The sequence below is a fragment of the Pseudomonas sp. AP3_22 TE3818 genome (assembly GCF_053628995.1).
The window spans coordinates 3,458,160-3,480,252 of the sequence record NZ_JBRJHL010000001.1; the positions used below are offsets into that span (position 1 = coordinate 3,458,160).

22 protein-coding genes and 1 pseudogene are annotated in these 22,093 nt (G+C 56.8%); 8 read left to right on the forward strand and 15 right to left on the reverse strand.

Going from position 1 to position 22,093, the window contains the following annotated elements; translation table 11 throughout:
• Window positions 1-33: 33 nt before the first annotated feature.
• From AB7M25_RS15575 to AB7M25_RS15605, 7 genes are all read right to left on the reverse strand, one after another.
• Window positions 34-1,452, reverse strand: a complete 1,419-nt coding sequence (locus AB7M25_RS15575) for an aldehyde dehydrogenase family protein (RefSeq protein WP_454237579.1) — start codon at window positions 1,450-1,452, stop codon at window positions 34-36.
• A 12-nt stretch (window positions 1,453-1,464) separates the two neighbouring features.
• Window positions 1,465-2,505, reverse strand: coding sequence for a homoserine dehydrogenase (locus AB7M25_RS15580; RefSeq protein WP_454238361.1), 1,041 nt, complete (start codon window positions 2,503-2,505; stop codon window positions 1,465-1,467).
• 115 nt (window positions 2,506-2,620) lie between these two features.
• Window positions 2,621-3,058: an Lrp/AsnC family transcriptional regulator gene (locus AB7M25_RS15585; RefSeq protein WP_454237580.1), complete on the reverse strand. Its 438-nt coding sequence runs from the start codon at window positions 3,056-3,058 to the stop codon at window positions 2,621-2,623.
• Window positions 3,055-4,443 carry a threonine synthase gene (gene thrC, locus AB7M25_RS15590; RefSeq protein ID WP_454237581.1) on the reverse strand — a complete coding sequence of 463 codons (1,389 nt, stop codon included), beginning with the start codon at window positions 4,441-4,443 and terminating at the stop codon, window positions 3,055-3,057. The genes AB7M25_RS15585 and thrC overlap by 4 nt, the downstream gene beginning before the upstream one ends.
• A gap of 18 nt (window positions 4,444-4,461) precedes the next feature.
• Complete coding sequence (locus AB7M25_RS15595; RefSeq protein WP_454237582.1) at window positions 4,462-5,352, reverse strand: LysR substrate-binding domain-containing protein; 891 nt, start codon at window positions 5,350-5,352, stop codon at window positions 4,462-4,464.
• A 51-nt stretch (window positions 5,353-5,403) separates the two neighbouring features.
• Entirely contained in the window at window positions 5,404-6,840 is a 1,437-nt protein-coding gene (locus tag AB7M25_RS15600) for an amino acid permease (protein WP_429395996.1), read from the reverse strand.
• 136 nt (window positions 6,841-6,976) lie between these two features.
• The gene (locus tag AB7M25_RS15605; RefSeq protein WP_429385257.1) at window positions 6,977-8,245 is read right to left on the reverse strand and encodes a cystathionine gamma-synthase family protein; all 1,269 of its coding nucleotides are present in this window, start codon (window positions 8,243-8,245) and stop codon (window positions 6,977-6,979) included.
• Window positions 8,246-8,363: 118 nt separating this feature from the next.
• Between AB7M25_RS15605 and AB7M25_RS15610 the strand changes: the two genes are divergently transcribed.
• Window positions 8,364-8,900: a MurR/RpiR family transcriptional regulator gene (locus AB7M25_RS15610; protein WP_429385258.1), complete on the forward strand. Its 537-nt coding sequence runs from the start codon at window positions 8,364-8,366 to the stop codon at window positions 8,898-8,900.
• A gap of 46 nt (window positions 8,901-8,946) precedes the next feature.
• Here AB7M25_RS15610 and AB7M25_RS15615 read toward each other — a convergent pair whose 3' ends face one another.
• Together AB7M25_RS15615 and AB7M25_RS15620 are read right to left on the reverse strand one after the other, a co-directional pair.
• The gene (locus tag AB7M25_RS15615) at window positions 8,947-9,873 is read right to left on the reverse strand and encodes a LysR family transcriptional regulator (protein WP_429385259.1); all 927 of its coding nucleotides are present in this window, start codon (window positions 9,871-9,873) and stop codon (window positions 8,947-8,949) included.
• Window positions 9,870-10,844 (reverse strand): quinone oxidoreductase family protein, encoded by a 975-nt coding sequence (locus AB7M25_RS15620; protein ID WP_454237583.1) that lies wholly within the window; start codon window positions 10,842-10,844, stop codon window positions 9,870-9,872. Before AB7M25_RS15620 ends, AB7M25_RS15615 begins: the two co-directional genes overlap by 4 nt.
• Window positions 10,845-11,243: 399 nt before the next feature.
• Here AB7M25_RS15620 and AB7M25_RS15625 point away from each other — a divergent pair, with 399 nt between their 5' ends.
• The 6 genes and pseudogenes from AB7M25_RS15625 to AB7M25_RS15650 all read left to right on the forward strand — a co-directional run bounded on the left by AB7M25_RS15625 (window position 11,244) and on the right by AB7M25_RS15650 (window position 14,622).
• Window positions 11,244-11,720 carry a hemerythrin domain-containing protein gene (locus AB7M25_RS15625; protein ID WP_429385261.1) on the forward strand — a complete coding sequence of 159 codons (477 nt, stop codon included), beginning with the start codon at window positions 11,244-11,246 and terminating at the stop codon, window positions 11,718-11,720.
• A gap of 249 nt (window positions 11,721-11,969) precedes the next feature.
• Window positions 11,970-12,245, forward strand: a complete 276-nt coding sequence (locus tag AB7M25_RS15630; protein ID WP_429385262.1) for a metal/formaldehyde-sensitive transcriptional repressor — start codon at window positions 11,970-11,972, stop codon at window positions 12,243-12,245.
• 19 nt (window positions 12,246-12,264) lie between these two features.
• Entirely contained in the window at window positions 12,265-13,218 is a 954-nt protein-coding gene (gene dmeF, locus AB7M25_RS15635; protein ID WP_454237584.1) for a CDF family Co(II)/Ni(II) efflux transporter DmeF, read from the forward strand.
• A gap of 39 nt (window positions 13,219-13,257) precedes the next feature.
• Window positions 13,258-13,630, forward strand: a pseudogene (locus tag AB7M25_RS15640) (hypothetical protein).
• Between the two features lie 2 nt (window positions 13,631-13,632).
• On the forward strand, window positions 13,633-13,830 hold the full coding sequence (locus AB7M25_RS15645) for a DUF1289 domain-containing protein (protein WP_429385267.1): 198 nt from the start codon (window positions 13,633-13,635) through the stop codon (window positions 13,828-13,830).
• An 18-nt stretch (window positions 13,831-13,848) separates the two neighbouring features.
• The gene (locus AB7M25_RS15650) at window positions 13,849-14,622 is read left to right on the forward strand and encodes a substrate-binding periplasmic protein (protein ID WP_429385268.1); all 774 of its coding nucleotides are present in this window, start codon (window positions 13,849-13,851) and stop codon (window positions 14,620-14,622) included.
• On the opposite strand, the gene AB7M25_RS15655 is transcribed toward AB7M25_RS15650, so the two are convergent.
• From AB7M25_RS15655 to AB7M25_RS15670, 4 genes are all read right to left on the reverse strand, one after another.
• On the reverse strand, window positions 14,587-14,769 hold the full coding sequence (locus AB7M25_RS15655; protein ID WP_454237585.1) for a hypothetical protein: 183 nt from the start codon (window positions 14,767-14,769) through the stop codon (window positions 14,587-14,589). The genes AB7M25_RS15650 and AB7M25_RS15655 overlap by 36 nt on opposite strands.
• 248 nt (window positions 14,770-15,017) lie before the next feature.
• Window positions 15,018-16,400, reverse strand: coding sequence for an LLM class flavin-dependent oxidoreductase (locus AB7M25_RS15660; protein ID WP_454237586.1), 1,383 nt, complete (start codon window positions 16,398-16,400; stop codon window positions 15,018-15,020).
• 37 nt (window positions 16,401-16,437) lie between these two features.
• Window positions 16,438-17,283 carry an amino acid ABC transporter permease gene (locus tag AB7M25_RS15665; RefSeq protein WP_429385270.1) on the reverse strand — a complete coding sequence of 282 codons (846 nt, stop codon included), beginning with the start codon at window positions 17,281-17,283 and terminating at the stop codon, window positions 16,438-16,440.
• Window positions 17,280-18,092 carry an ABC transporter substrate-binding protein gene (locus tag AB7M25_RS15670; protein WP_086776972.1) on the reverse strand — a complete coding sequence of 271 codons (813 nt, stop codon included), beginning with the start codon at window positions 18,090-18,092 and terminating at the stop codon, window positions 17,280-17,282. The genes AB7M25_RS15665 and AB7M25_RS15670 overlap by 4 nt, the downstream gene beginning before the upstream one ends.
• A gap of 229 nt (window positions 18,093-18,321) precedes the next feature.
• Here AB7M25_RS15670 and AB7M25_RS15675 point away from each other — a divergent pair, with 229 nt between their 5' ends.
• The gene (locus AB7M25_RS15675; protein ID WP_429561271.1) at window positions 18,322-19,494 is read left to right on the forward strand and encodes a DUF1624 domain-containing protein; all 1,173 of its coding nucleotides are present in this window, start codon (window positions 18,322-18,324) and stop codon (window positions 19,492-19,494) included.
• A gap of 57 nt (window positions 19,495-19,551) precedes the next feature.
• Here AB7M25_RS15675 and AB7M25_RS15680 read toward each other — a convergent pair whose 3' ends face one another.
• A complete protein-coding gene (locus AB7M25_RS15680) occupies window positions 19,552-20,325 on the reverse strand; it encodes a ParA family protein (protein WP_454237587.1) in 774 nt (257 codons plus the stop codon).
• Between the two features lie 218 nt (window positions 20,326-20,543).
• A complete protein-coding gene (locus AB7M25_RS15685) occupies window positions 20,544-22,061 on the reverse strand; it encodes an amidase (protein ID WP_454237588.1) in 1,518 nt (505 codons plus the stop codon).
• Between the last annotated feature and the right edge of the window lie 32 nt (window positions 22,062-22,093).

Below are 22,093 nucleotides of genomic sequence, written 5' to 3' on the forward strand. Positions count from 1 at the left end.
CCTTGTCAGTCGATGACAATTTATTTCGCAGGTTTAATCCAATTCGCTGATGCAGACCACTTTAGGCTGCGTCATGTCTTCATACGCAAATCGAACACCTTCGCGCCCCAGACTTCCGTACTTGAAACCACCGAAAGGCATGGCATCGAAACGATAATCGGAAGAGTCGTTGATCATCACGCCACCCGCTTCAATCTGACGCGCCAGTTTCAAAGCCTTGGAAAGGTCACGTGTGAAAAGACCTGCGTGCAAGCTGTACTCTGTTGCGTTGGCCAGAGCAATGGCGTCTTCCAAATGGTCAAAAGGCTCCAGGATAACCACCGGCGCGAAGACTTCCTGCTGCCAAATCGTACTGCCATGGCTCACGTGCTCAAGCACGGTCGGCGCATAGCTTCCCACCTGGCGATGGTGCCCACACAGCAGAACAGCCCCCTCGGCCAGCGCTTCATTTACCAATTGCTCGGTACGACGCGCCGCCTGCTCGGTAATCATCGGGCCTACATCCGTTGCTCGCTGGTGAGGATCACCCACGACCAAGGCGCGCGTTTGGCTGACAAAACGCTCACGGAAGTCCGCATAAATAGAGCTATGGATAAGGATGCGCTGCGTGCCGATGCAATTCTGCCCTGCTGCCCAGAAGGCACCAGACACGCAAGACTCCACGGTCGGTTCCATATCACAATCTTCAAGCACGAGAACCGGCGCATTTCCTCCGAGATCCATTGCCAGCTTCTTCAACCCGGCACTACGAGCGATGGCCTCTCCTGTTGCAAAACCACCCGTGAAGGAAATCATCCGAACTTCGCGAATCTCCACCAATGCTTTACCCAAGTCGACGCCACCCGTAGCCGGGGTAATCACAGAGGGTGGAAGACCCGCTTTCACCAAACACTCGACGAGCTTGAGAGCAGACAGCGGCGCGAGCTCCGAGGGTTTCAAAATCACGGCATTGCCACCGGCGATTGCCGGGCCGAGTTTATGGGCGACCAGATTCAGCGGATCGTTATAGGGCGTGATTGCGACGATAAGTCCCAAGGGTTCCCGCGTGAACCAACCCTGACGCGATTCCGATCCTTCATAAGCCCCGAATGGAATCACTTCCCCGGCGTTACGACGCGCCTCCTCCGCCGATAACTTCAACGTGTTCACGCAACGCTTCACTTCCTTCTCTGCTTGTCGCAGCGTTTTTCCCGCCTCTGCAACGATCAACCTGGCGAATGCATCAGACTCAAGCTCCACACTGCGGGCGGCATTCTCAAGAATGCGCGCACGCTGGTGACGAGGCATTGCCGCACTCTCGCGAACGCCGATTCGCGCGCGTTCCAGCAAGCCAGGAACGGCGGCTGCATCAAGGCAAGGGACACTCCCTACCAAGCGACCATCGAATGGACTGAACACATCTATCTGTTTGGCTTCAACAAGCTGGATACTGGCCATGCTGGATACGCTCATGACTCTCTCCTGTTATTTGCCGTGGGCGGTGTGAATGGCGACGATGTCCGACAGCAATGCGAAGGCCGTCTCGATACGCCCTGCCCCAGGCCCGGACACCGTGACAGCGCCCAGCAACTCGGTATTGAATGACACTGCATTCGTGGCGCCGGCAATACCTGCCAGGGGATGCGAATTCGGCAGCAGCCGGGCCTCGACACTCGCTCGAACCGAACCATCGGCTGCACGATCGGCTGAGCCAATCAGTTTCCAGCTCTCCCCATTGGCACTGGCCTGAGCGATATCTTGCGCGCTGATATTGCTGATGCCTGAACAGGCTACGTCACTGACATTCAGTCGTGCATTCAGAAGTTCGTTGGCCAGGATGACCACCTTGAGGCGTACGTCAAACCCTTCCACATCGGCGGTTGGATCTGCCTCGGCGTAACCGAGTTGTTGCGCCTGTAAGACGGCATCGTTGAACGCCAGGCCGTCTTTCATTTGGCTGAGCACATAGTTGGAAGTGCCGTTCAGGATGCCTTCGAAGCCTTGTACGTTGGCACCCGCCAAGGCCTGCTTGGCCAGGCGAATCACGGGCGTGCCACTCATCACCGCCCCCTCGTACTCGAAAGCGACCTGGTTACGACGAGCCAATGCCTTGAGTTCGGCACCGTGCAGCGCAATTGGGCCCTTATTGGTGGTCACTACATGAATGCCACTTTCCAGGGCCCAGCGGCAAAAGGTCGTGGCGGGCTCGCCATCCACCGGATTGGTGAAGGTGGCCTCAGCGATGATGTCGGCACCGGAATGCTTGATCACGGTTTCGTTGAAGGCCTCGGCATTGCCGCCGGGCAGTTGAGCGAGAGCGCCTTTCTCGATCGGTAGCGCGACCAACTGCATTGCATCCAGACCGTCTTTGGCAACGATGGAGCCGAGGAACAGATCGGTGACACCGACAATTTTAATAGTGAAGCCCAGGGACTCTTTCCACTGGGCATTACGATCGGCGACCAACTGGGCGAAGCCACGGTTCACGCCACCAAACCCTACCAAGGCAATTTTGTACTCGGTCATGAAAGCTGTTCCTTTATTGATGTTGTTCGACAGGAACATCCTAAGAGCCGGGCTTTGGCAGTTGAATATGGCAGTCTGCTCTATTAATTGGGCATTTTGCCCAAGCTCATTTTCTTTAAAACACTGCAGAAAGGACGAACGAGGTCACGGTGTTTTCCACCCCGGGCATGGCCGCGATTTCCTTCCACACAAGATGGACCCGCTCCGGTGTGGCGGCATTCACGCGCAGCATTAAATCGAACTCACCACTGAGTACTTCACATTGCACGACTTCGGGAATGGAGTGCAGCGCAGCCAATACGGCTTCGCCACGCATGCGGTCGTAGCGGTAGACGAAGATCACCGCACTGATAAGCGACGCAGGCCGCCGCGACTCACCGAGAAGTACCGTATAGCCCTGGATCGCACCGTCGCGCTCAAGACGCTCGATGCGCTGGCGCACCGCATTGCGCGACAAGTTGATCTTGGCACCCAGTTCGATATGGGCTATTCGCGCATTGGCGGTCAGTTCGGCCAGTATGCGTTCATCCAACGGATCCAGAATGCGCTTCATACAAGCCTCTGCTGCGCCAGACAAAGGGCCTGGCACAGACCGTCCAGATCGCCCTTGGACAGGTACGGTGGTTGCGCGCTCACCTCGACAGTGCTCGGAACGCTTGCTTGCCATACGCCCAGCTCGGCCAACAGCGCCGCCGACTTGGCCGGCGCAATTTGCCCGAAGGTGACCATCGGCGCGCCCAGGCTGCGTCGATGAAGCCTGCCCGCCAGTACCCCGACAGCGGTGTGAGGATCGATGGCCGAGCCCGTCTCGCGGAACAGTTCGACGACCTCATCGCGCACCTGGGATTCGTCTACCGCATAGGAATCGAAGAGTACGCGAGCACGCAGCCATTGCTGGTTGCCGATGCTCATTTCTCCGTAACCTTCAAAATGCTCCATCAGCGCTTTTGTCGAGCCGCCATCGTGCTCGTAAATCTCCCAGATAAACCGCTCCAGGTTGGAAAACAACGAGAAGTCCATCGCCGGCGATACTGTTCGATCAGTCATCCGGGTGGAGTAGCGATTGCAATGAAAAAACTGGTGCAGGGCATCATTGCTGTTGGTCGAAATGATCACCTGATTGATGGGTAATCCCATTTTCTGCGCAATGTAGCCGGCGTAGATCTCGGCCGAGCTGGCCGCTGGAACGCTAAAGCCAACGGGACGCGAGCCACCGCCCAGTTGCAAGGCCGCGTGGAAGTAAAAAACGATCTGGGCCAGGACGCCGATCCAATTGGTCGAGTTGAAACAGATCGGCATCACTGCGTCCAACGGCCACTCACGCAAGAGTCGGGAGACCAGCATCTGGCAATCATCGAAATTACCGTCAACCGCAAACAGCTGGACTCGCTGCGGGTCGGCTGCCTGCAAGGCACTGAGTTGCTCAGGCGCAAGACCGTCGCGCGGATACAGTATCGCCATGCGGGCGGACGGGCAGTCAGTAAAGGCTTCAAGCGCAGCAAGGCCCGTATCACCGTTAGTTGCACCCACCACCAACGCTTCTTTACCGACCTCCTTAAGAAAATGCTCGACCAGACGCGACTGCAATTGCGCGGCGAAATCCTTGGAAGAACGGGTCGGGCCATGAAACAGCTGGAGTATCCACTCGTTATGCCCTATCTGTTCAAGCGGCGTAATGGCGCGGTGCTTGAATTGTCGATAGCTGTCACTGAGCAAGTCACGCAGGGTACTTTCGTCTATGGAAGAGCCAACAAAAGGCGAAATCACTCGCCAAACCAACTCATCGAACGGCAGCCACGACCAGCTGGCAATCTGTTTCTCAGTGAATACCGGCAAACTGGCTGGGACATAGAGACCACCATTTTCGGCGAGCCCCGACAGAACCACACTGCGAAAATCCGCCCGCATCTCACCGCCGCGTGTGCTTACATAATCCATGACCACTCCCAATCGGTATTACAAAAGGCGATGGGCTTGAGCCACCAGCCAGGTAGAAAAATTTGCGGCATCAGGCGATAGCGCTTCGCTCTGTTCGTGCACCAGATAAAAAGATTCGCTGGCCTCGATTCGGTGACTGAATGGCGCAACCAATTGCCCACGCTTGAGCAAATCCTCAACCACCGAAGACCGTGCCAGCGCAACGCCCTGCCCCAATTCAGCCATGCGGATCGTGGAAATCAGCGTGTCGAACTGAAGGCCACGGGAATAATCGACGTCGTCTGCACCCACTCGCTTTAACCAGTAACCCCAACCTTCTTCGTAACCCAACACGTGAAGCAGGGAATGGTTCATCAAGTCGCGTGGCTCATGTATGGGTGAGCTGGCCATGAGCTGTGGGGAGCAAACAGGCTGAAGGATGTCCCAGGTCAATCGCTGAGCGTGCAAGCCCGACCACTCACCGCATCCCCAGCGAATCTCCAGGTCATCCTCGCCATCCGGCTCTTTCACCCAGATATTGCTGATATATCGAATATCAATCTGGGGATACTCCCGACAAAAATCTGCGAGCCGGGGGGCCAACCAATAGTGAAGAAAGGAAAGGCTGCCACGCACCTTCAAATGTCTTCGATTGTGCTGGCCGAAAATCTCGTTGGTGCCGACGGCAAGGCGACTGATCGCGTCTTGGACAACAGGCAGGTACGACTGCCCTTCCTCGGTCAAGCCAAGCCCTCGGGGTAAGCGCTTGAACAGCGCCACCCCGAGGTGACTTTCCAACTGACGGATCTGCTGACTCACAGCCCCTTGAGTCAAATGGAGTTCTTGCGCGGCGTGGGTAAAGTTCAGATAACGCGCCGATACTTCGAACGCCCTCAACCAGTTCAAGGGGGGTAGTGACTTTTGACTCATCGGCGCAACCTCATCAGGGCCTTATCTATGCACAATCATTGCCTGAGAAATTCACGCGGTGCCAGAGGAATGAACAGCTGCGGCCAAAGCCAACCGCTCTGCCCTCTTGTTTCGAGTGATCCAGTAAACGAAATAACACCACGCGATAAAGGGCAGGCCGAAGTAAAGCGCCACTCGCTGCTCAGGATCAAAAGCGATACCCACACAGGCCAGCAGACAACACAACAGTGCACCGATAGGCACCCATGGATAGCCGCGTACACGGAAATGCAGGTCTTCAACTCGTCCGCCATTAGCGACGTATTGGCGACGGAACGCGATCTGGCTTGCAGCAATGCTCATCCACACGACGACGACCGCCAGACCGGAAATGGACACCAGGGCCAAGTAAACCGTGTCAGGGGCAAGCACACTGCTGAGCAGAGAAGCCACTGCACCCGCCATGCTAAGCACGATGGCGTTCACCGGTGTGCCCCGACTGGAAAGCCTGGCGTAGCGCTTGGGCATATGTCCTTGATCGCTCAATGTCCACAGCATGCGCGAGGCTGCATACAGCCCCGAGTTAGCGGCGGAAATCAGTGCCGTGAGAATGACGAAGTTCATGATGTCGGCAGAGTAAGGAATGCCAATCAGCTCAAACACCATGACGAATGGACTTTCTACGAGCCCCGCTTGCTCCCGTGGCAGTAACGTCGCAAGGACGAAAATTGTTCCCACGAAGAACAACGCCAAACGTACCACTGTCGTGCGGATTGCCTTGGGCACGCTGGTTTGTGGATCTTGCGCTTCACCTGCCGCAATTCCGATCAGCTCGGTTCCGGAAAATGCGAAGGAGACCGCCAGGAGGGTCATTGCAATGGGCAGGAACCCGGTGGGGAACAGCCCTTCACGTGTGAAGTTGGAAAGTCCCGCCCCCTGCAAACTTTGTACTTGCAAAAGTCCGAAAATTGCCGCTCCGCCGATTGCAATGAAGGTGATAACGGTCAGAACCTTAATCAGCGAAAGCCAAAACTCAGTCTCCGCAAACAACCGGACAGAGACGACATTGCTGAAGAAGACTGCAAGGGCAAACAGCGCACTCCAGATCCAGACCGGTGTGTCAGGAAACCACCGAACCATCAGTATGCCCGCCGCGGTAAATTCCGAACCGATCGCTACTGCCCATGTGAGCCAGTAAAGCCAGGCCACTGTATAGCCTGTGCCTGGGCCCAGGTATCGCGTTGCGTAGCTACTGAACGATCCGGTTTCCGGCATCTGCACAGCCAACTCACCGAGACAGACCATGACCAGATACACCATCACCGCACCGATGATGTAAGCGATCACCGCACCAAGCGGCCCTGCCTGATTAACCGTGTAACCGGAGGTCAGGAATAATCCCGTACCGATAACACCGCCCAGTGCCAACATCACGATGTGGCGTGTTTGCATCTCCTTTTTGAAACGCGAGTTTGGATCAGGCTGATTATCTTCGATATGCGTGGACATAGTTTTATTCTCATGAAATGTTCGGACAAACACCTTGTAACCGGCTGTTGGGCAGTACAATTTTGTCGTCGCTGGATTTTATTATTTTCATTCTTCATGAAGGGCTTAAGATGAATATCGAAAGTCCTGCCCGTATTCAGGCTTCTACTTCAATGAAACGTTGGGCACTGTCAGCGTGAAAGTTTGCATCACCTTGTTTACTTCGCACTAAAGCGAAGGCTTGTTTCAGATCAGCCAATAAATCTGCCGAATCTTCAATACCTACGGACACTCGAACCAAACCTTCGGAAATGCCAAGTGCCTGACGCTCTTCCAGGGTATTTTCCACGTGACTGGTCGTCCGTGCCGGCCCATAAATGGTCTCGACAGCGCCCAGATTACCCGCCCGATGCGCATATCTGAGCAGCGGCAGCAAACGAGTCACGGTGTCCATGCCTCCTTTGAGCACGAAGCTGACGATGGCGCCGAACCCGTTCATTTGCGAACGAGCGATGTCATGACCTGGATGTTGAGGCAACCCCGGATAATTCACCGACTCGACCAGCGGTTCGGTGCAGAGGTACTCGGCCAAAAGTTGTGCGCTCGCCTGTTGCTGGCGAAGACGCAGGGCCAGAGTCTTGATGCCCCGGATAATCAGATACGCCGAAAAAGGATCCAGCGAGGCACCATTGATTTCGCGGTAATGGCGAACTTGAGACATCAAATGCTCAGCGCCGCACACCACGCCACCGAGTACATCACCATGACCGGACAGGAATTTGGTCGCGCTGTGCACAACCACATCAACACCTAGAGCGAGCGGATTCTGATTCAGAGGCGTCGCGAATGTATTGTCCGCAACCACCAAAGCGCCCACTCGCTTCGCCGCGGCCACAAGGCGCCGAATATCAACGATTTTCAGCGTTGGGTTCGTGGGTGTTTCCAGGTACAGGACGTTGCAGCCTTTCGCGATCTCCTGCTCAAGCACCCCAGTATCGAGCGTATCGCAAAGGGTTACGTCCACGCCCATGCGTGGAAGAAACTCCTCAAAAATCTTGTTCGTGCCACCGTAGCTGTCACGTGTAGATATCACGCGCTGCCCATAGGACAGGAAGGTGTGCAGCACCCCGCTGATTGCGGCCATTCCGGTACTGAAAGCGACAGCGGACTCTGCGTTTTCGAGCTCACAGAGTTTATCTTCCAAGACGGAGACAGTGGGATTGCCCATCCGGCTGTAAATGAAGCCGGGCTCCTTTCCCAATGCCACGTCATACCACTGGTCGATATCGTCATAGCCATAGGCGGCACTGACCACGATGGGGGTCTGGGTCGCATTGTAGGGATGTCGAACTTGCTCTCCTCCCCATACAGCTCGAGTCCCCATTCCAACCTCTGAAGCCTGGACGGCGCGTTTCTCGTTTTCCATTAAATTGTCTCGCATCAAGGGAAACACAACCGTGTTCCAAGTGGGCTTGGGAGGACTATAAGGAAGACTCAAGCTTGTGAAAAATCATGATATCCGGGAGTAAGGGGTGCTTTTTTTAATGGCTGGATGGGAGTTAGAGCGCTTATTTAAGGCAAGCATTTCTACAGTGTTTGTCCAGACCGTCGAATTGCTGGCCAGTGCCCACCGGGTACGGATCCACGGTATGCGCCAATTCAATTCACTCGCGCTCTTCATGTCCTACGGCCTGGGTATGTTGCGCCCGGATGTGGCGGCGCTCGATTCCAGTCGCCAGGGTGTGGCGGATGCCCTTGCACAACTGGATGTGGGCGATGTGCTGGTGGTGTCCAGCTGCTTCCCCTACACCCCCAGCGTACTCGCCACTGCCGAAGTGGCTGCCCGCCACGGGATCAGGGTCATTGCGCTGACCGACTCATCCAGCTCGCCGCTGGCCAAGGTTGCATTGCACAGCTTCTATGTACCCAACCACAGTCTGTTCTTCAGCAACAGCATGTGCGCCTTCATGTTGCTGGCGCAGGCGTTGTTGAGTGCCGTTGCCAGCAAGCTGGGCGAGGCGTCCGTTTCAGCGTTGAAACATCGTGAAAGCCTGATCGACGAACTCAACGCTTCGCTGTAAGGCCGGGTCTGGAGGCCCGAGTACGATATGGACCGCTGCGGCCGACTCAACTACTCCACGGCGGTGCTGGAACAAACCTTGATTCGATCCATTGTTTGAAGGCGACAACCACGGCCGTGGGGAATTTGGCCGAAGGCCTGACAAGATAGACCCCACCGGCAGTGTCCAATTGCCAGTCAGGAAGGACATGCAACAACCTTCCGGCCGCGATATCACGACTCATCAACCAGTCACCGGCCCCTAGAATTCCCGCATCAGCACGCGCGGCCTCCAGCAATGATTCACTGTCATTGGCTGTCAGGTTTCCTTTAGGTGTAATCGTCTGAAGTTCGTTGCCGCGATGCAGTCGCCACTGCGGAAAAGACGCAAGGCCACTGAAACGCAGGCAATTGTGCTTGATCAGGTCCTGTGGCGTTTCGGGCAATCCGTGCTTTCGGATGTAAGCCGGCGAAGCGCACAGAATCCGGCGATGGTCGCTCAGCTTTTTGGCGATCAACCGGTTGTCTTCCAACTCGCCGATCCGTATGGCAGCGTCAAAACCCTCATCAATGATGTCCACCAGGCGCTCACTGTAGTCTGCGAGGATGGAGACATGAGGGTAAAGCTCGAGGAAATCCGGCAGCATCGGACCTAGCCAACGCCGTCCCATCGCTGCCGGTAATGCAAGGCGCAAAGTACCTCGAACTTCGCTGGCGCCCTTCGCCGCTTGCTGCTGCGCTTCATTCATCAGCTCGATGGCTGAGCGAAGACGCTGCTCGAGCTGGGCACCGGCTTCAGTGATTCGCACCTGCCGGGTTGAACGCTCCACGAGCCGAACGCCGAGGCGCTTTTCCATGGCGGCGAGTCGTTTCGAGATGACAGTCGGGTGTCGCTGCAATAGCCGGCCCGCCCCGACAAACGAGCCTTGCGAGGCAACGGCCAGAAACGCAGCGATCTCGTCACTGGACTGACTGGTCAGAACATCAAGATTCATGGTTTTAGAATGATCGCTCCCGATGAACGCCCCGACTCCAGGTCGGCATGTGCCCGTGCTGCGTCAGCCAGCGAGTAGCTTGCCCAGATTCGGGGTTTGATAATTCCCGCACCTATGGCGGCCAACACATCCTGTGCGCGCTCCTGGTACTCAGAGGCACTCGCCGTGTGGGCAGCCAACGAAGGACGCGTCAGGAACAGCGAGCCTTTGGCGTTGAGCGTAGACAGCTCCACGGCTGAAGGCGCTCCGGAGGACGCGCCAAACGACACCATCAGGCCCCGTGGTCGCAGACTGTCCAGAGAGGCCTGGAAGGAAGCGCGCCCTATGGGGTCATAGACAACGTCGACCTTTCTACCCTCGGTGAAACGAGCGACCTGCGATGCCAGGTTGGCAGCGTCAAACACCAGGACTTCATTGCAACCCAAGGCGTGAGCTTTTTCGACACTGGCCGGCTTTGAAACGACGCCGATTACAGTCGCCCCCAAGTGCTTGGCCCACGGCACCATAATTTCCCCCAGCCCACCCGCTACACCGTAGAGAAGAATGGTTGTGCCCTGCCCCACAGGATAGGTCGCCTTCAACAAGTACTGCGCAGTAATGCCCTTGAACATGACGGCTGCTGCATCTTCAAAAGACAGGGAATCCGGAATCTTGACCAGCCGCTCAGCCGGATAAAGCCGGGCCGAAGCATACGAGCCAATAGGACCGGTGGCATAAGCGACGCGATCGCCAACCTGCACGTTGCTGACACCCGCACCCACACCGGCGACACGCCCGGCGCCCTCCAACCCAAGTCCGGATGGCAACGCAACGGGCACCGCGCCCTTGCGTTGAGTCACGTCGAGGAAGTTGACCCCAATGGCTGCCTGCTCAAGCCAGACTTCGCCGGGTCCTGGCGATTGTTCGCTCAGTGTCTCCAGGTTCAGTACTTCAGGATTGCCAAACTGGTTGAATCGAATCGCAGAGACCATGGTTATTTCCCCTTCAATCGGAAGCTGCCTTCACACAAGTGCCACCAGTGTGAGTACTGCCCTCCTGACGAACAAGGTGGGTTGATTGCAGATCATTAATGCACAGATTGCAGCAATAACATCCCAGATACCACGCGTACTGCAGGGTGTCCGCGTTCATCAGACCGCTACACATTTTTGCACCCGTCCCTCACAGAAAATCACCTCTGCTATCTGCAATGCTCAAATCGCCCTTTCTTGCAGACTGCACGCCCCAGCGGATGAATACGGATCGCAAGTCCTTGTTTACCGGCGTTTTGACTGGCCGATGCCCTTGGCACAGGAAATGCGATAGCTACCGGGACGCCTCAATGCCGCACCCCGTTGAGGCTCAATTCCACACTACCTGAGGCAGCCAACATGAACGCGATTGACCTTCTGAAAGCCGATCATCAAACAGTGAAAACCATTCTTGCTCAATTGAGCGAGTCGACGGATAAAGCGATCAAGAAACGCACTGACCTCCTGGACAAGCTGGAGATGGAGATTTCCATCCATACAAAACTGGAAGAAGAAATCCTCTATCCAGCCTTCAAGGAGGCAGGGACCAAGGAGCAGGACGTCATGTACTTCGAAGCGAAGGAAGAACATCGCACCGTCGACTCGCTGGTATTGCCGGATCTGAAACACACTGATCCGGGCGCACCGGAATTTGCCGGGCGGGTGAAGGTCGTCAAAGAGCTGCTGGAGCACCACATTGAAGAGGAGGAAACCGAAATGTTTCCTCAGGCGAAAAAACTGTTGGGAAAATCCAGGCTTGACGACCTCGGCGAGAAAATGGAAGCGATGAAAGCCAGTTGCAAAAAGGAATGGGCTGCAACCCATATGGCAGCTTGACGCCTGCCCGGTCGCAAAGTCAGGTCTACAGCCTGATGCTGTTCACTTAAGGATGAACACTGAATCTATGGCGAGGGAGCTTGTCGGATCGCCGCACCGTCCCGCTGGATCGCGCAGCAGTCCCATTTTTAGGGCCGCTTCGCGCCCCAGAGGGAGCAAGCTCCCTCGCCACAGGTTGCTTATTGTTTGCATAGGTATAGGGGGTATGCCTATCATGCGCAAAGCATAGGTAGGGGGGGTATCCATCCAATGGGCCATATCGCAGCAAACAAAGACGATCTTCTCAAGCGCGTAAAACGTATCGCCGGACAAATCCAGGCCGTTGAACGCGCATTGGAGTCGGATCTCGATTGCGCCAAGACACTGCACCTTGTGGCCGCCACTCGCGGCGCCATCAACGGCTTGATGGAAGAAATCATCGAGGACCACGCGCGCGAGCATGTCGCGAACCCTGCGCTGAGCGAAGCAGAACGCAACAAGGGCGTCGAAGAGCTGCTTGAAGCCATTCGCCGTTACTCGAAGTGAACGCATCCAGGTACACGTCATGAGCAACCCCCACATCAACTACAGGCACGACCACGTGTTCCTTGGCCCGGCGCACGACGACAATGCCAAGCGTACGCTTTGGGTCGTGGCATTGACCGTTGTGATGATGATTGGCGAAATCACCGCCGGGTACATCACGGGCTCGATGGCGCTACTGGCCGATGGTTTTCACATGGCAACCCATGCCGGCGCGTTGGGCATCGCGGCGGCCGCTTACGGATACGCAAAACGCCATGCCTACAGCCAGCGCTACAGTTTCGGTACCGGAAAGGTTGGAGACCTGGGCGGGTTCGCCTCGGCGCTGATCCTCGGCATGGTCGCCCTGGGCATTGGCGTTGAGTCTGTCATGCGCCTCTTGCAGCCCACGGAGGTTCAGTTCGGCACCGCAACGCTCATCGCGATTGCCGGTCTGATCGTCAACGTCGTCAGTGCCCTGCTGCTGGGCTACGATCACAGTCACGGGCACAGTCATGGGCACAGTCATGGGCACGATCATGAGGATCACGGCCATGCTCATCCCCATGCCCATCACAGCAACGACAACAACCTGAAATCAGCCTACGTCCACGTCATCGCAGACGCGCTGACTTCGGTTCTGGCCATTGTTGCGCTGCTCGCCGGCCGGTATCTGGGCTGGGTATGGCTGGACCCGGTCATGGGCATCGTCGGCGCCATCGTTATCGCGCGTTGGGCCTGGACCTTGATGGGGACAACCGCAGGTGTGCTGCTCGATCAGACCGATGCGCACGTTGCCGAGGAAATCCGCGAACTCGTGGAGAAACCGGGGGATGCCACCATCACGGACTTGCACGTCTGGCGAGTCGGACCGCAAGCCCATGCGGCCATCGTCAGCGTCCTTGGCGAAGCCACCGCAAGCGCCGACAGCATTCGTGAACGTCTCAAGCCGGTGCACGAAGTCAGCCACCTGACGGTCGAGTTTCGACCGGTCTGATCCAGCACTTCCCCACTCTTGTCCCCAAAGGAACCCCTAATGCCACCAGGGAAACGTGAACTGGCGCGGATCGAACGCCGGTTGATCACCACGCTCACCGAAGCGTGCGAAACAGCCAAAGGTGAAAATCAAAGGCTTTACCTGGCTCACCCACACCGCTGACCTGAGTGCGTTGGCTGAAACCCTGAAGGTCACCTGGGTGTTCGAAACCCTGGCTGACAGGCAGCTCGCCCAGGTTGACGCGAAGGCGCGCATCCTTGAGTTGACGGCGATCGCGTTGAATGAGGCCAACATCGACCTGACCCCTTCAGACCACAATGTCCGCTTCGACTCTGAGCAAGAGTGCCAACGCACTCACGCTGGTGACTGGAAAAGTCGCCTGGCTCAATCACGGATGGCCAAAGGTGACTGACAATGGCTAAGGAAATCGAAAACCCCTGCATTGCAGTTTGCCAACTCAGTGGTGATCTGTGTGTCAGTTGCGGGCGAAGCAAGGAAGACATCAGAAAGTGGAAACGCATGAAGCGGCCTGAAAAAATGGCTGCTGTGCAACGGGCGAATGTGCGCTTGAAAGGGCTCAGGAAAGCACGGTTAGCCAGCATCCAGGGTTAAAAAAGGACTTATCGCAGAATGTGGCCAAATCTTGCTCCGACCCTTCTGGCGTGCGCCCTCCAACTGCTGGCAGCGGGCGCCAACGCCGCACAGCAGACGCATGAAACGCTGACGATCATGGTAGAAGATGCCGCTGCACCCTGGTCAAACAGCGACGGTACAGGGTACGCCAACGACGTGGTCCTCGCCGCCTTCAAAGAGATGGCCGTGGAAGCCAGGTTAAAAGTAGTGCCCTATTCACGCTGTAAGTACATGGTACTCAGCGGGCAGGTCGCCGCGTGCTTCAACATGAGCTGGCAACCTGAATTCCAGGGCAAGATCAAACTGGCGGCGCGACCGATATTCAACGTCAGTAACGATGTTTTTGAATCCATCAAGACCCCCTTGCCGAAGCCCCCGGACGGTCAATGTATTTTGCCGCCGGGCACCGTCGTCGGCATCACCAGAGATTACGAATACTCAGCCCAGGTCATGGCACTCCGGACCTCAGGGGTCGTGTTCGAGAATTCCCTCTCAGACTTGACGAGCCTCCAGAAACTCGCTGCTCGACGCTTTCAGGCAGCCGTGATCATGAGCAATGACCTCGAGGTCAGAAATCGAAAGGCTCAGCAATCCGGGACAGAAGATACCGTGCGCTTCGCCTTCAATTGTGGCCTGGTGAACTCGACGATAGGTTTTAGCCTGTCCCATCCAGACGGATTGCGCGCACTGGAAATGTATGACGAGGGCTATCGACGCATCGAGGCCAATGGTGTGCTAAAGAGGCTTCACCAGCGCTGGTTTCCTGAGTAGTGAATCGCCCCGTGTTTCATGGACACCTCCATGCCTTGAAATGAGGTTCTTCACGCATACCCGGGAAACTGTAGGAGCCAGCTTGCTGGCGATGGACTCCAGTGCGCCGCGTTTATCCAGTTCAAACGCGTTATCGTTAACGACCATCGCTGGCAAGCCAGCTCCTACAAAGGACTGCGTTTACCCGGTTCAAACGCGTTATCGTTAACGACCATCGCTGGCAAGCCAGCTCCTACAAAGGACCGCGTTTACCCGGTTCAAACGCGTTATCGTTAACGACCATCGCTGGCAAGCCAGCTCCTACAAAGGACCGCGTTTATCCAGTTCAAACGCGTTATCGTTAACGACCATCGCAGGCTTCGCCAGCGCCTACAAATGACCTCCAGGCCTGGGCACTACAAACCTTCATTGAAACGAAACGAAGCGCCATAAGCCGACGCCGGCAAATGGTTCGAACCGTCACCCCGTAACCGCGAGCGGAAGGTACCGCTTTGCGGTTGGGTGCGGTAGAGCCCGCGTTTCTGCAATTCAGGGATCACCAGTTCTACGAAATCCTCAAGACTGCCCGGGCTGATCAGCGGGTTAATCATGTAACCGCTGGTACCGGATATTCTTGCGTGTTCCTCAATGCGCTCGGCCACCTGTTGAGGGGTACCCACGAGAATAAGATCACTGCCTCGGGTTACGCTGGCAAAACGCTGTTTGACGTCCCCTGCCGTCAACGGTTTGCCACTGCCATCTGGATGCATCACATAGGAGGTCATGCCTTCGGTGTAGGTGGAAAGCGCCTCGCTGTCGGCATAGCGGCCGATATCAATGCCGGTGTCGCCGGCGTAACTGACCAGTTGCGCCTGCAAGTGATAGTTGCTTTGCAGTTCGTCGTATTTACTCTGAGCCTCAATCTCGGTTTTCGCGGTGACGATACGCAGCACTGTCAGGGACTTCACATCATCACGCTGACGGCCACGCGCTTGAGCCCTGGCCCAGATTTCCTCCAGCCCCAGACGAATTTCCTGCGGGTTGGACTTGGCAATGAAGATCAATTCGGCGTGCTTGGCGGCGAACTCACGACCGCGCCCCGACCAGCCCGCCTGAATCAACAAAGGCGTCCGTTGCGGCGACGGGGACGTCAAATGCGGCCCGGCCACCCGGTAATGCTCACCCACATGGTTGATCGGCCGCACGCGCTCGCCCCGAGCGTAGAGTTGGCGCGCCTTGTCCGCGACCACGGCGTCGTCGGCCCAACTGCCTTCCCAGAGTTTGTAGACCACATCAAGAAACTCTTCGGCACGTTCATAGCGGTCATCGTGCTTGATCATCTGCTCCAGGCCAAAGTTACGGGCGGCGCTGGACAGGTAGGAGGTGACGATGTTCCAGCCGACCCGGCCGTTGGTGAGGTGATCCAGCGTGCTGAAGCGTCGGGCATGGGTAAAGGGATGTTCGTAGCTGGTGGTCACGGTAACGCCAAAGGCCAGGTTTTCCGTAGCGGCGGCCAATGCCGGAATGATCATCAGCGGATCGTTTGCCGGGGCTTCCACGGCCCACTTCATCGCCGCATCGGCGTTGCCACCGAATACATCGTAGAAGCCCAGCACATCACCAAAAAACAGCATGTCGAGGTGAGCCTGATCGGCAATGCGTGCCAGGTTCGACCAATAGCCCAGAGAATTGATCGCCAGTCGTTCGTCAGCGGGATGGGTCCAAAGGCTTGGCGCGCCGCCACAGCCCACACTGGCTTGCTCATAGAGCGCAAACAAAAGAGGTTTTGGATCGGACATCGTGGTTCCTGTAGATAAAGTCATTAAACGGAGCGGATCACCGCAGATTCTTGAAACCCTTGCCGTAGTGGCGCTCAAGGCGGTGCTGTATCAATTCCAGCCCGATGGACAGCAACCAATAGATGACCGCTGCGGTGGTGAGCATTTCGATGTAGCGATAAGAAGACCGCCCATAGGACTGCGCCAGAAACATGACCTCCCACACGCCCATCACCGAAATCAGCGATGAGTCCTTGAGCATTGAAATGAACTGGCTGGTTGTCGGCGGAATGATCGTGCGCATGGCTTGCGGCAAGATGATGTGCACAAAGGTCGCCCTCGGCCCAAGCCCCAGCGCCTTCGCCGCTTCGCGCTGCCCGGGTGCAACAGCCAGGATGCCGGCGCGAAAGATCTCGCTCAGATAGGCACCATAGTTAAGCGAAAGCGCAATGATCCCCGCGCTGATTGCACCGGGTACAACGCCCAACTGCGGCAAGCCCAGATAGATCAGCAGGATCTGGATCAGCAGCGGTGTACCGCGAAAAAAAGACGCATAGAAACTGGCAATACCGAATGCCACTGCGCTGCGTGACAGTCGCGCCAGCGCCGTCACAAAGCCAAGGAGCAATGAAAGCCAGATCGAACAGAAACATAGGAACAACGTCAGCGCGGCGCCTTGCAGGAAACCGTTCGGCCCAAGGTGCAGGCCGACCAGATTGGGCCATTTCTCCAGGATGATCGAAAACTTCAAATCGAAGCTCATGAAGAACAGGACGCACATTCCAGACAACGCCGCCCACGTCAAATACAGGCGAGTGCGAAATCCAAACAATTGGCTAAAGCGGCGCGTCTCGATTTCGGGGGCGGCAGTTGCCTTGGCCGGGTGTGGGTTGAGGGCTGTCATTGGCTGATGTCGGCACCGATCCACTTCTGCGAAATCTTGCTCAGCGTACCGTCAGTCTTGAGTTGAGTAATGACCTCGGTGACTTTGGCATTCCATTGCGGGTCGCCCTTTTCAATGGCCACGACGTTCGGTTCGGCATACAGCGTATCGCCGGCTATCTTGAAGCGCGGATCCTGGGCAATCCGCTCGCGAGCGGTGATGAGGTTGGTGACCATGGCATCCAGGCGAACGCCTGTGCCCAGCGCCAAGTCTTGGAAGGCCACCGTTTCATTGTCATAAGGGGCCACCTGGACATTGTTGAATGGATAGTTCAACGGTTTGTCCTCGGCGCCCTCGATCACCAGATCCTTGTTCAAGTAGGCTTCGTAAGTCGACGCGCTGATCACACCGACTTTTTTGCCGGACAAGTCTTTGCCCGCCGTGATGTCTTTGTCCTTGGCGTTCACCACGATGACGGCCGGCGACTGGTAATACTCGACCGGAAAATCAAACACCTCGGCGCGAGCCTTGCTCGGCGTCATCGAGCAGACGCAGATGTCATAGCGCCCACTCCAGCGGCCAGCGGCAATCACATCCCAGGACGGTGTTTCCAACTTGAGTTTGACCCCGAGGCGTTGCGCAACAGCCTTGGCAACATCCACGTCAAACCCGTCGAGTTGGTTCTGTTCATTGAGAAACGAGAACGGCGGATAACTTTCCATCAAGACGCCGGTCAGCTCCCCTTTTTGTGTCACGCGATCCAGGGTCGCACCCGCGAAAGCCGTTGAACAGGTAGCGAGCAACGCCAAGCCAAAGGGTAGAAGCGCCATAGTTTTCAAAGACAAATGCTCCAATCAATTCAAAAAACCTGAATAGATTAAAACGCACTATAAAAATCATTTGTACTTTCTTTATGGAATATAAGGCTCGCTTCAGGCTATATCGAATCAATGGCCGGAACGCTCACGGGACAGGCCTCTATTATGTTATACAGTAACTAAACATGCTCTGTCGGTGGCCACTGGCAGAGCTCTCCACCCTCCCTGCCTGCGACTTTCGATGACAAACTTCAATCAGATTCCGCCCACCACGAGCGTAAGCCAACGCCTGCTGTCCATTGATGCCCTCAGGGGATTGGTGATCCTATTGATGCTGCTGGATCACGTGCGCGAGACGTTCTTTCTACACCGCCAGGTAGCCGATCCGATGGCCATCGACACCACCGAACCGGCGCTGTTTTTCAGCCGAACCCTCGCCCATTTGTGTGCGCCGGTGTTCGTTCTTCTCACTGGACTGTCCGCTTATCTGTACGGCGAAAAGCACCAGGGCAAGAAAGCCGTGTCGATGTTCCTGTTCAAGCGTGGCCTATTCCTGGTTCTGCTGGAGTTCACCCTGGTGAATTTCGCCTGGACATTCCAGTTGCCGCCCAATGTGATCTACCTGCAGGTGATCTGGGCGATTGGCGTCAGCATGGCGGCCCTCGCTGCACTGGTCTGGCTACCTCGGCCGCTCCTGTGTGTGCTGGGCCTGGTCATCGTCGCCGGGCACAACCTGCTCGATTCTCTGCACTTCCCGGTCGGATCAGCGATGCACCTGCCCTGGGCAATCTTGCATGATCGCGGCTGGATCGAACTCTCCGACAGCTTGCGCCTGCGCACTTCCTATCCCCTGCTGCCGTGGATAGGTGTCATCGCCCTGGGTTACTGCATCGGCCCATGGTTCGCACGCCCAGCCTCGGCCACCGTGCGTCAGCGCCATCTGTTGCTGGCCGGGGCCAGCACATTGACCGGTTTCATCGCACTGCGCCTGGTTAACGGTTATGGCGAGGCACATTGGGTGCACTATGCAAGCGCCACACAAACCCTCATGAGTGTCTTCAACATCACAAAGTACCCGCCTTCCCTGCTGTTCCTCTCGTTGACGCTAGGGATGGGCCTGTTGCTGCTACGTGGCTTTGAGCGGGCTCGGCAACGCAAGTGGATCAGCACTCTGGCGGTATTTGGCGCGGCGCCGATGTTCTTCTACCTGCTCCATCTTTACGTGCTGAAAATCCTGTATCTGACCCATGTGGCGTTGTTCGGTTTGAATCAGGGCAACTACTTCGGTTTCACCAGCATTTGGGCGGTGTGGCTGACGGCAGCGCTCTTGGCTTTAACGCTGTATCCAGCTGTGCGCTGGTTTGCCGCATTGAAGGCTCGTCGTCGTGATATTGGCTGGCTCAAATACTTCTGATCGGTACACAGGTTTTTCACGGGCGCCTTGCAATAGCGCGTAGACAGTGACTCGCTGTCAGGCGGCCCGCTCCAGTGCATCCAGCAAGCCGGCGTACTCCAGCGAGAGCCTGTGGCGCGGGGCCAGATGCACGATGGGGACAGACACTTCGTGAGACTCGCGCATCTTGACGGAACTGCTCAGGTAAACCGGCAGCACTGGCAAGCCTTCGGCCAGCAGCTCATTGACGAGATTCTGATGAAACCCGGTGTGCCCGGTGAACTGATTCACCACCACCCCTTCCACTTCAAGCGACTCATTGTGATCGAGTCGCAGTTCTTCCACTTGAGCGATGACCCGGTACATCGCCTGGCGAGAAAAGCTGTCGCAATCGAATGGAATCAGCAACCTGTCCGCGGCCACTAAAGCGCTGAAGGTGTAGAAGTTCAGCGAAGGCGGCGTATCGATATAGATGCGCTCATAGTCCTCGGACAGTTCAACCAGCAATTTGCGCAGCTTGTTGATCTTGAACTTGCTCTCGAGTCTTGACTGCAGGTCTGCCAAATCCGGACTCGCCGTCACCAGATGGAGGTTGTCGTAATGGGTCTTGGTGATGGACACCCGATTGCGCCTGCCTTCGAAGCCGCCGGACAACGTCTGCTTGAAGAAATCGGCTATGCCGGCAGGAACACGCTCGTTGCTCAGCCCGGTGAGGTAGTGAGTCGAGTTTGCCTGGGGATCGAGATCAACCAGCAGCGTTCGGTACCCTTCTGCCGCACTCACAGCCGCAAGATTGCAGGCGATGCTGGATTTTCCAACGCCGCCTTTTTGATTGAATACGACACGACGCATGTGGCTTGCTCATCCATGAAAAGGCCAAAGGCCATCTGTAGTAAATGTAAGCGGTCATGTCAATTCTATGACTGCAATATTACAGTTTCACGACAGCGATTGCCTGAAGGCGCGGACTAGAGCATTGCGCTCGGCGAATCCGAGTGTCTACACGTTTACGAATCCCGGTGGGAACGGACGGGTGATGGGTGCATTGTCCGCCCCACGCTTCTCATGGGTCAGCGCGATCGCCAGTCAGTGGCCTGCTCGAACGCATGGGCCGCCCGGTAAATGTCAGCTTCGCCGAAGTACTTGCCAACCAGTTGCAGGCCAATGGGCAGGCCGTCGCGCATGGCACAAGGGATCGACATCGCTGGATGGCCCGACACATCGAAGCCACAGGTGTTGCCTAGCATCTCGAAGGCACGACCCAGGAAATCCGGCAGTGCGGCATCCGCGCTCGGTAGCGGCGTCGACCTGATCGGCAACGTGGGCATCAGCAGCAGGTCAAAATGTTCGAGCAGGCCGTCGTAGGCCAGGCGCAGTTGACGGGCGAGATTCTGTGCTTTTCCATAATAGCGGCCTTGGTACTGGCGACTGAGGTACTCACCAAGGATCATTGTTGTCTTGACGGTGTCCGGAAGGCTGTCTGCCTGCTCTCGCCATCGCGCATGGTGTTCCATCATGTCGGTCAGGTAGAGGCCGCGCCAATTGAAGCCGTGGCTATTGCCTTTCATCATTTGCTGGGTGGCGCCTTCGGCCGCAATTGCCAGCCAGATAACCGCACCCATGGCGTGCATGGGAAGGGATACTTCTTCAACCGATGCCCCGAGTGCACGGAAGGTCCCACAGGCCTCCAGTACCGCCTGATCCACGACGGCTTCTGCGTTGGCCAGGCCGAAGCCTTCCTTGAGAATGCCGATCCGCATGCCAGCGACGCCACGTGACAGCGCCTCGACGTAGCCGCCCACCTTTGTCGGGTACGACTGGCGAGGGTCGAGGCCGTCCGCACCCGCCAGCACCTCCAGCATGAGCGCGTTGTCCCGGACGCCAGCGGTGATCGGCCCCAGGTGGTCGAGTGTCGTTTCGATGGGCATGGCGCCGGTATAGGGTATCAACCCATAGGTGGGTTTCATTCCGTATACACCACAGAAGGAGGCTGGAATGCGAACCGAACCGCCTTGGTCGCTGCCGACGGCCAGGTCAACTTCGCCCGCCGCGACTAGCGCGGCGCAGCCCGACGAAGACCCGCCAGCGGAGTAACCGTGCCGGTGAGGATTGTGCACCGGGCCGCTGGCTGCGGTATGGGAGCCGCCCGAGAAGCACAGCGCTTCGCAGACTGCCTTGCCGGCAATAGTCGCGCCCGCATCCAGGAGACGGATGACGACGGTGGCGTCGACTTCGGGCACATAGCCATCGAGCGTAAAGGAGCCATTGAGCATGGGGAGCCCGGCGACCGCAATGTTATCTTTGATCGCGACGCTTTTGCCCGCTAACGGGCCGCCGCTTCGGCCGCGAATCTGCGATTTGCATTGCCAGGCGCCATAGCGGTTCTCCTGCGCGCTTGGCACATGAAACCCTTGCCGTGGGTAGCGCACTTCTGGAAGAAAATCCGCAAGCGTTTCGAGTTGGTCGTACGCGTCGAAGTTAGCCTGTAGCGCGACTTGGTAATCCTCGATCTGCGAAGGGCTCAAGGTGATGCCGAGGGAGGCGGCGATTTCACCGATTTGTTCATTGCCGGGTCTGAGAATGGCCATGTAGTGTCCTCATGGAAATCCGTGCTGAAAAA

What these genes read in the sequence shown, in the direction of transcription:
- AB7M25_RS15575 (WP_454237579.1), bottom strand. Translation starts at nt 1,452, where the DNA reads ATGAGCGTATCCAGCATGGCCAGTATCCAGCTTGTTGAAGCCAAACAG.
- AB7M25_RS15580 (WP_454238361.1), bottom strand. Translation starts at nt 2,505, where the DNA reads ATGACCGAGTACAAAATTGCCTTGGTAGGGTTTGGTGGCGTGAACCGT.
- AB7M25_RS15585 (WP_454237580.1), bottom strand. Translation starts at nt 3,058, where the DNA reads ATGAAGCGCATTCTGGATCCGTTGGATGAACGCATACTGGCCGAACTG.
- thrC (WP_454237581.1), bottom strand. Translation starts at nt 4,443, where the DNA reads ATGGATTATGTAAGCACACGCGGCGGTGAGATGCGGGCGGATTTTCGC.
- AB7M25_RS15595 (WP_454237582.1), bottom strand. Translation starts at nt 5,352, where the DNA reads ATGAGTCAAAAGTCACTACCCCCCTTGAACTGGTTGAGGGCGTTCGAA.
- AB7M25_RS15600 (WP_429395996.1), bottom strand. Translation starts at nt 6,840, where the DNA reads ATGTCCACGCATATCGAAGATAATCAGCCTGATCCAAACTCGCGTTTC.
- AB7M25_RS15605 (WP_429385257.1), bottom strand. Translation starts at nt 8,245, where the DNA reads ATGGAAAACGAGAAACGCGCCGTCCAGGCTTCAGAGGTTGGAATGGGG.
- AB7M25_RS15610 (WP_429385258.1), top strand. Translation starts at nt 8,364, where the DNA reads ATGGCTGGATGGGAGTTAGAGCGCTTATTTAAGGCAAGCATTTCTACA.
- AB7M25_RS15615 (WP_429385259.1), bottom strand. Translation starts at nt 9,873, where the DNA reads ATGAATCTTGATGTTCTGACCAGTCAGTCCAGTGACGAGATCGCTGCG.
- AB7M25_RS15620 (WP_454237583.1), bottom strand. Translation starts at nt 10,844, where the DNA reads ATGGTCTCTGCGATTCGATTCAACCAGTTTGGCAATCCTGAAGTACTG.
- AB7M25_RS15625 (WP_429385261.1), top strand. Translation starts at nt 11,244, where the DNA reads ATGAACGCGATTGACCTTCTGAAAGCCGATCATCAAACAGTGAAAACC.
- AB7M25_RS15630 (WP_429385262.1), top strand. Translation starts at nt 11,970, where the DNA reads ATGGGCCATATCGCAGCAAACAAAGACGATCTTCTCAAGCGCGTAAAA.
- dmeF (WP_454237584.1), top strand. Translation starts at nt 12,265, where the DNA reads ATGAGCAACCCCCACATCAACTACAGGCACGACCACGTGTTCCTTGGC.
- AB7M25_RS15645 (WP_429385267.1), top strand. Translation starts at nt 13,633, where the DNA reads ATGGCTAAGGAAATCGAAAACCCCTGCATTGCAGTTTGCCAACTCAGT.
- AB7M25_RS15650 (WP_429385268.1), top strand. Translation starts at nt 13,849, where the DNA reads ATGTGGCCAAATCTTGCTCCGACCCTTCTGGCGTGCGCCCTCCAACTG.
- AB7M25_RS15655 (WP_454237585.1), bottom strand. Translation starts at nt 14,769, where the DNA reads ATGGTCGTTAACGATAACGCGTTTGAACTGGATAAACGCGGCGCACTG.
- AB7M25_RS15660 (WP_454237586.1), bottom strand. Translation starts at nt 16,400, where the DNA reads ATGTCCGATCCAAAACCTCTTTTGTTTGCGCTCTATGAGCAAGCCAGT.
- AB7M25_RS15665 (WP_429385270.1), bottom strand. Translation starts at nt 17,283, where the DNA reads ATGACAGCCCTCAACCCACACCCGGCCAAGGCAACTGCCGCCCCCGAA.
- AB7M25_RS15670 (WP_086776972.1), bottom strand. Translation starts at nt 18,092, where the DNA reads ATGGCGCTTCTACCCTTTGGCTTGGCGTTGCTCGCTACCTGTTCAACG.
- AB7M25_RS15675 (WP_429561271.1), top strand. Translation starts at nt 18,322, where the DNA reads ATGACAAACTTCAATCAGATTCCGCCCACCACGAGCGTAAGCCAACGC.
- AB7M25_RS15680 (WP_454237587.1), bottom strand. Translation starts at nt 20,325, where the DNA reads ATGCGTCGTGTCGTATTCAATCAAAAAGGCGGCGTTGGAAAATCCAGC.
- AB7M25_RS15685 (WP_454237588.1), bottom strand. Translation starts at nt 22,061, where the DNA reads ATGGCCATTCTCAGACCCGGCAATGAACAAATCGGTGAAATCGCCGCC.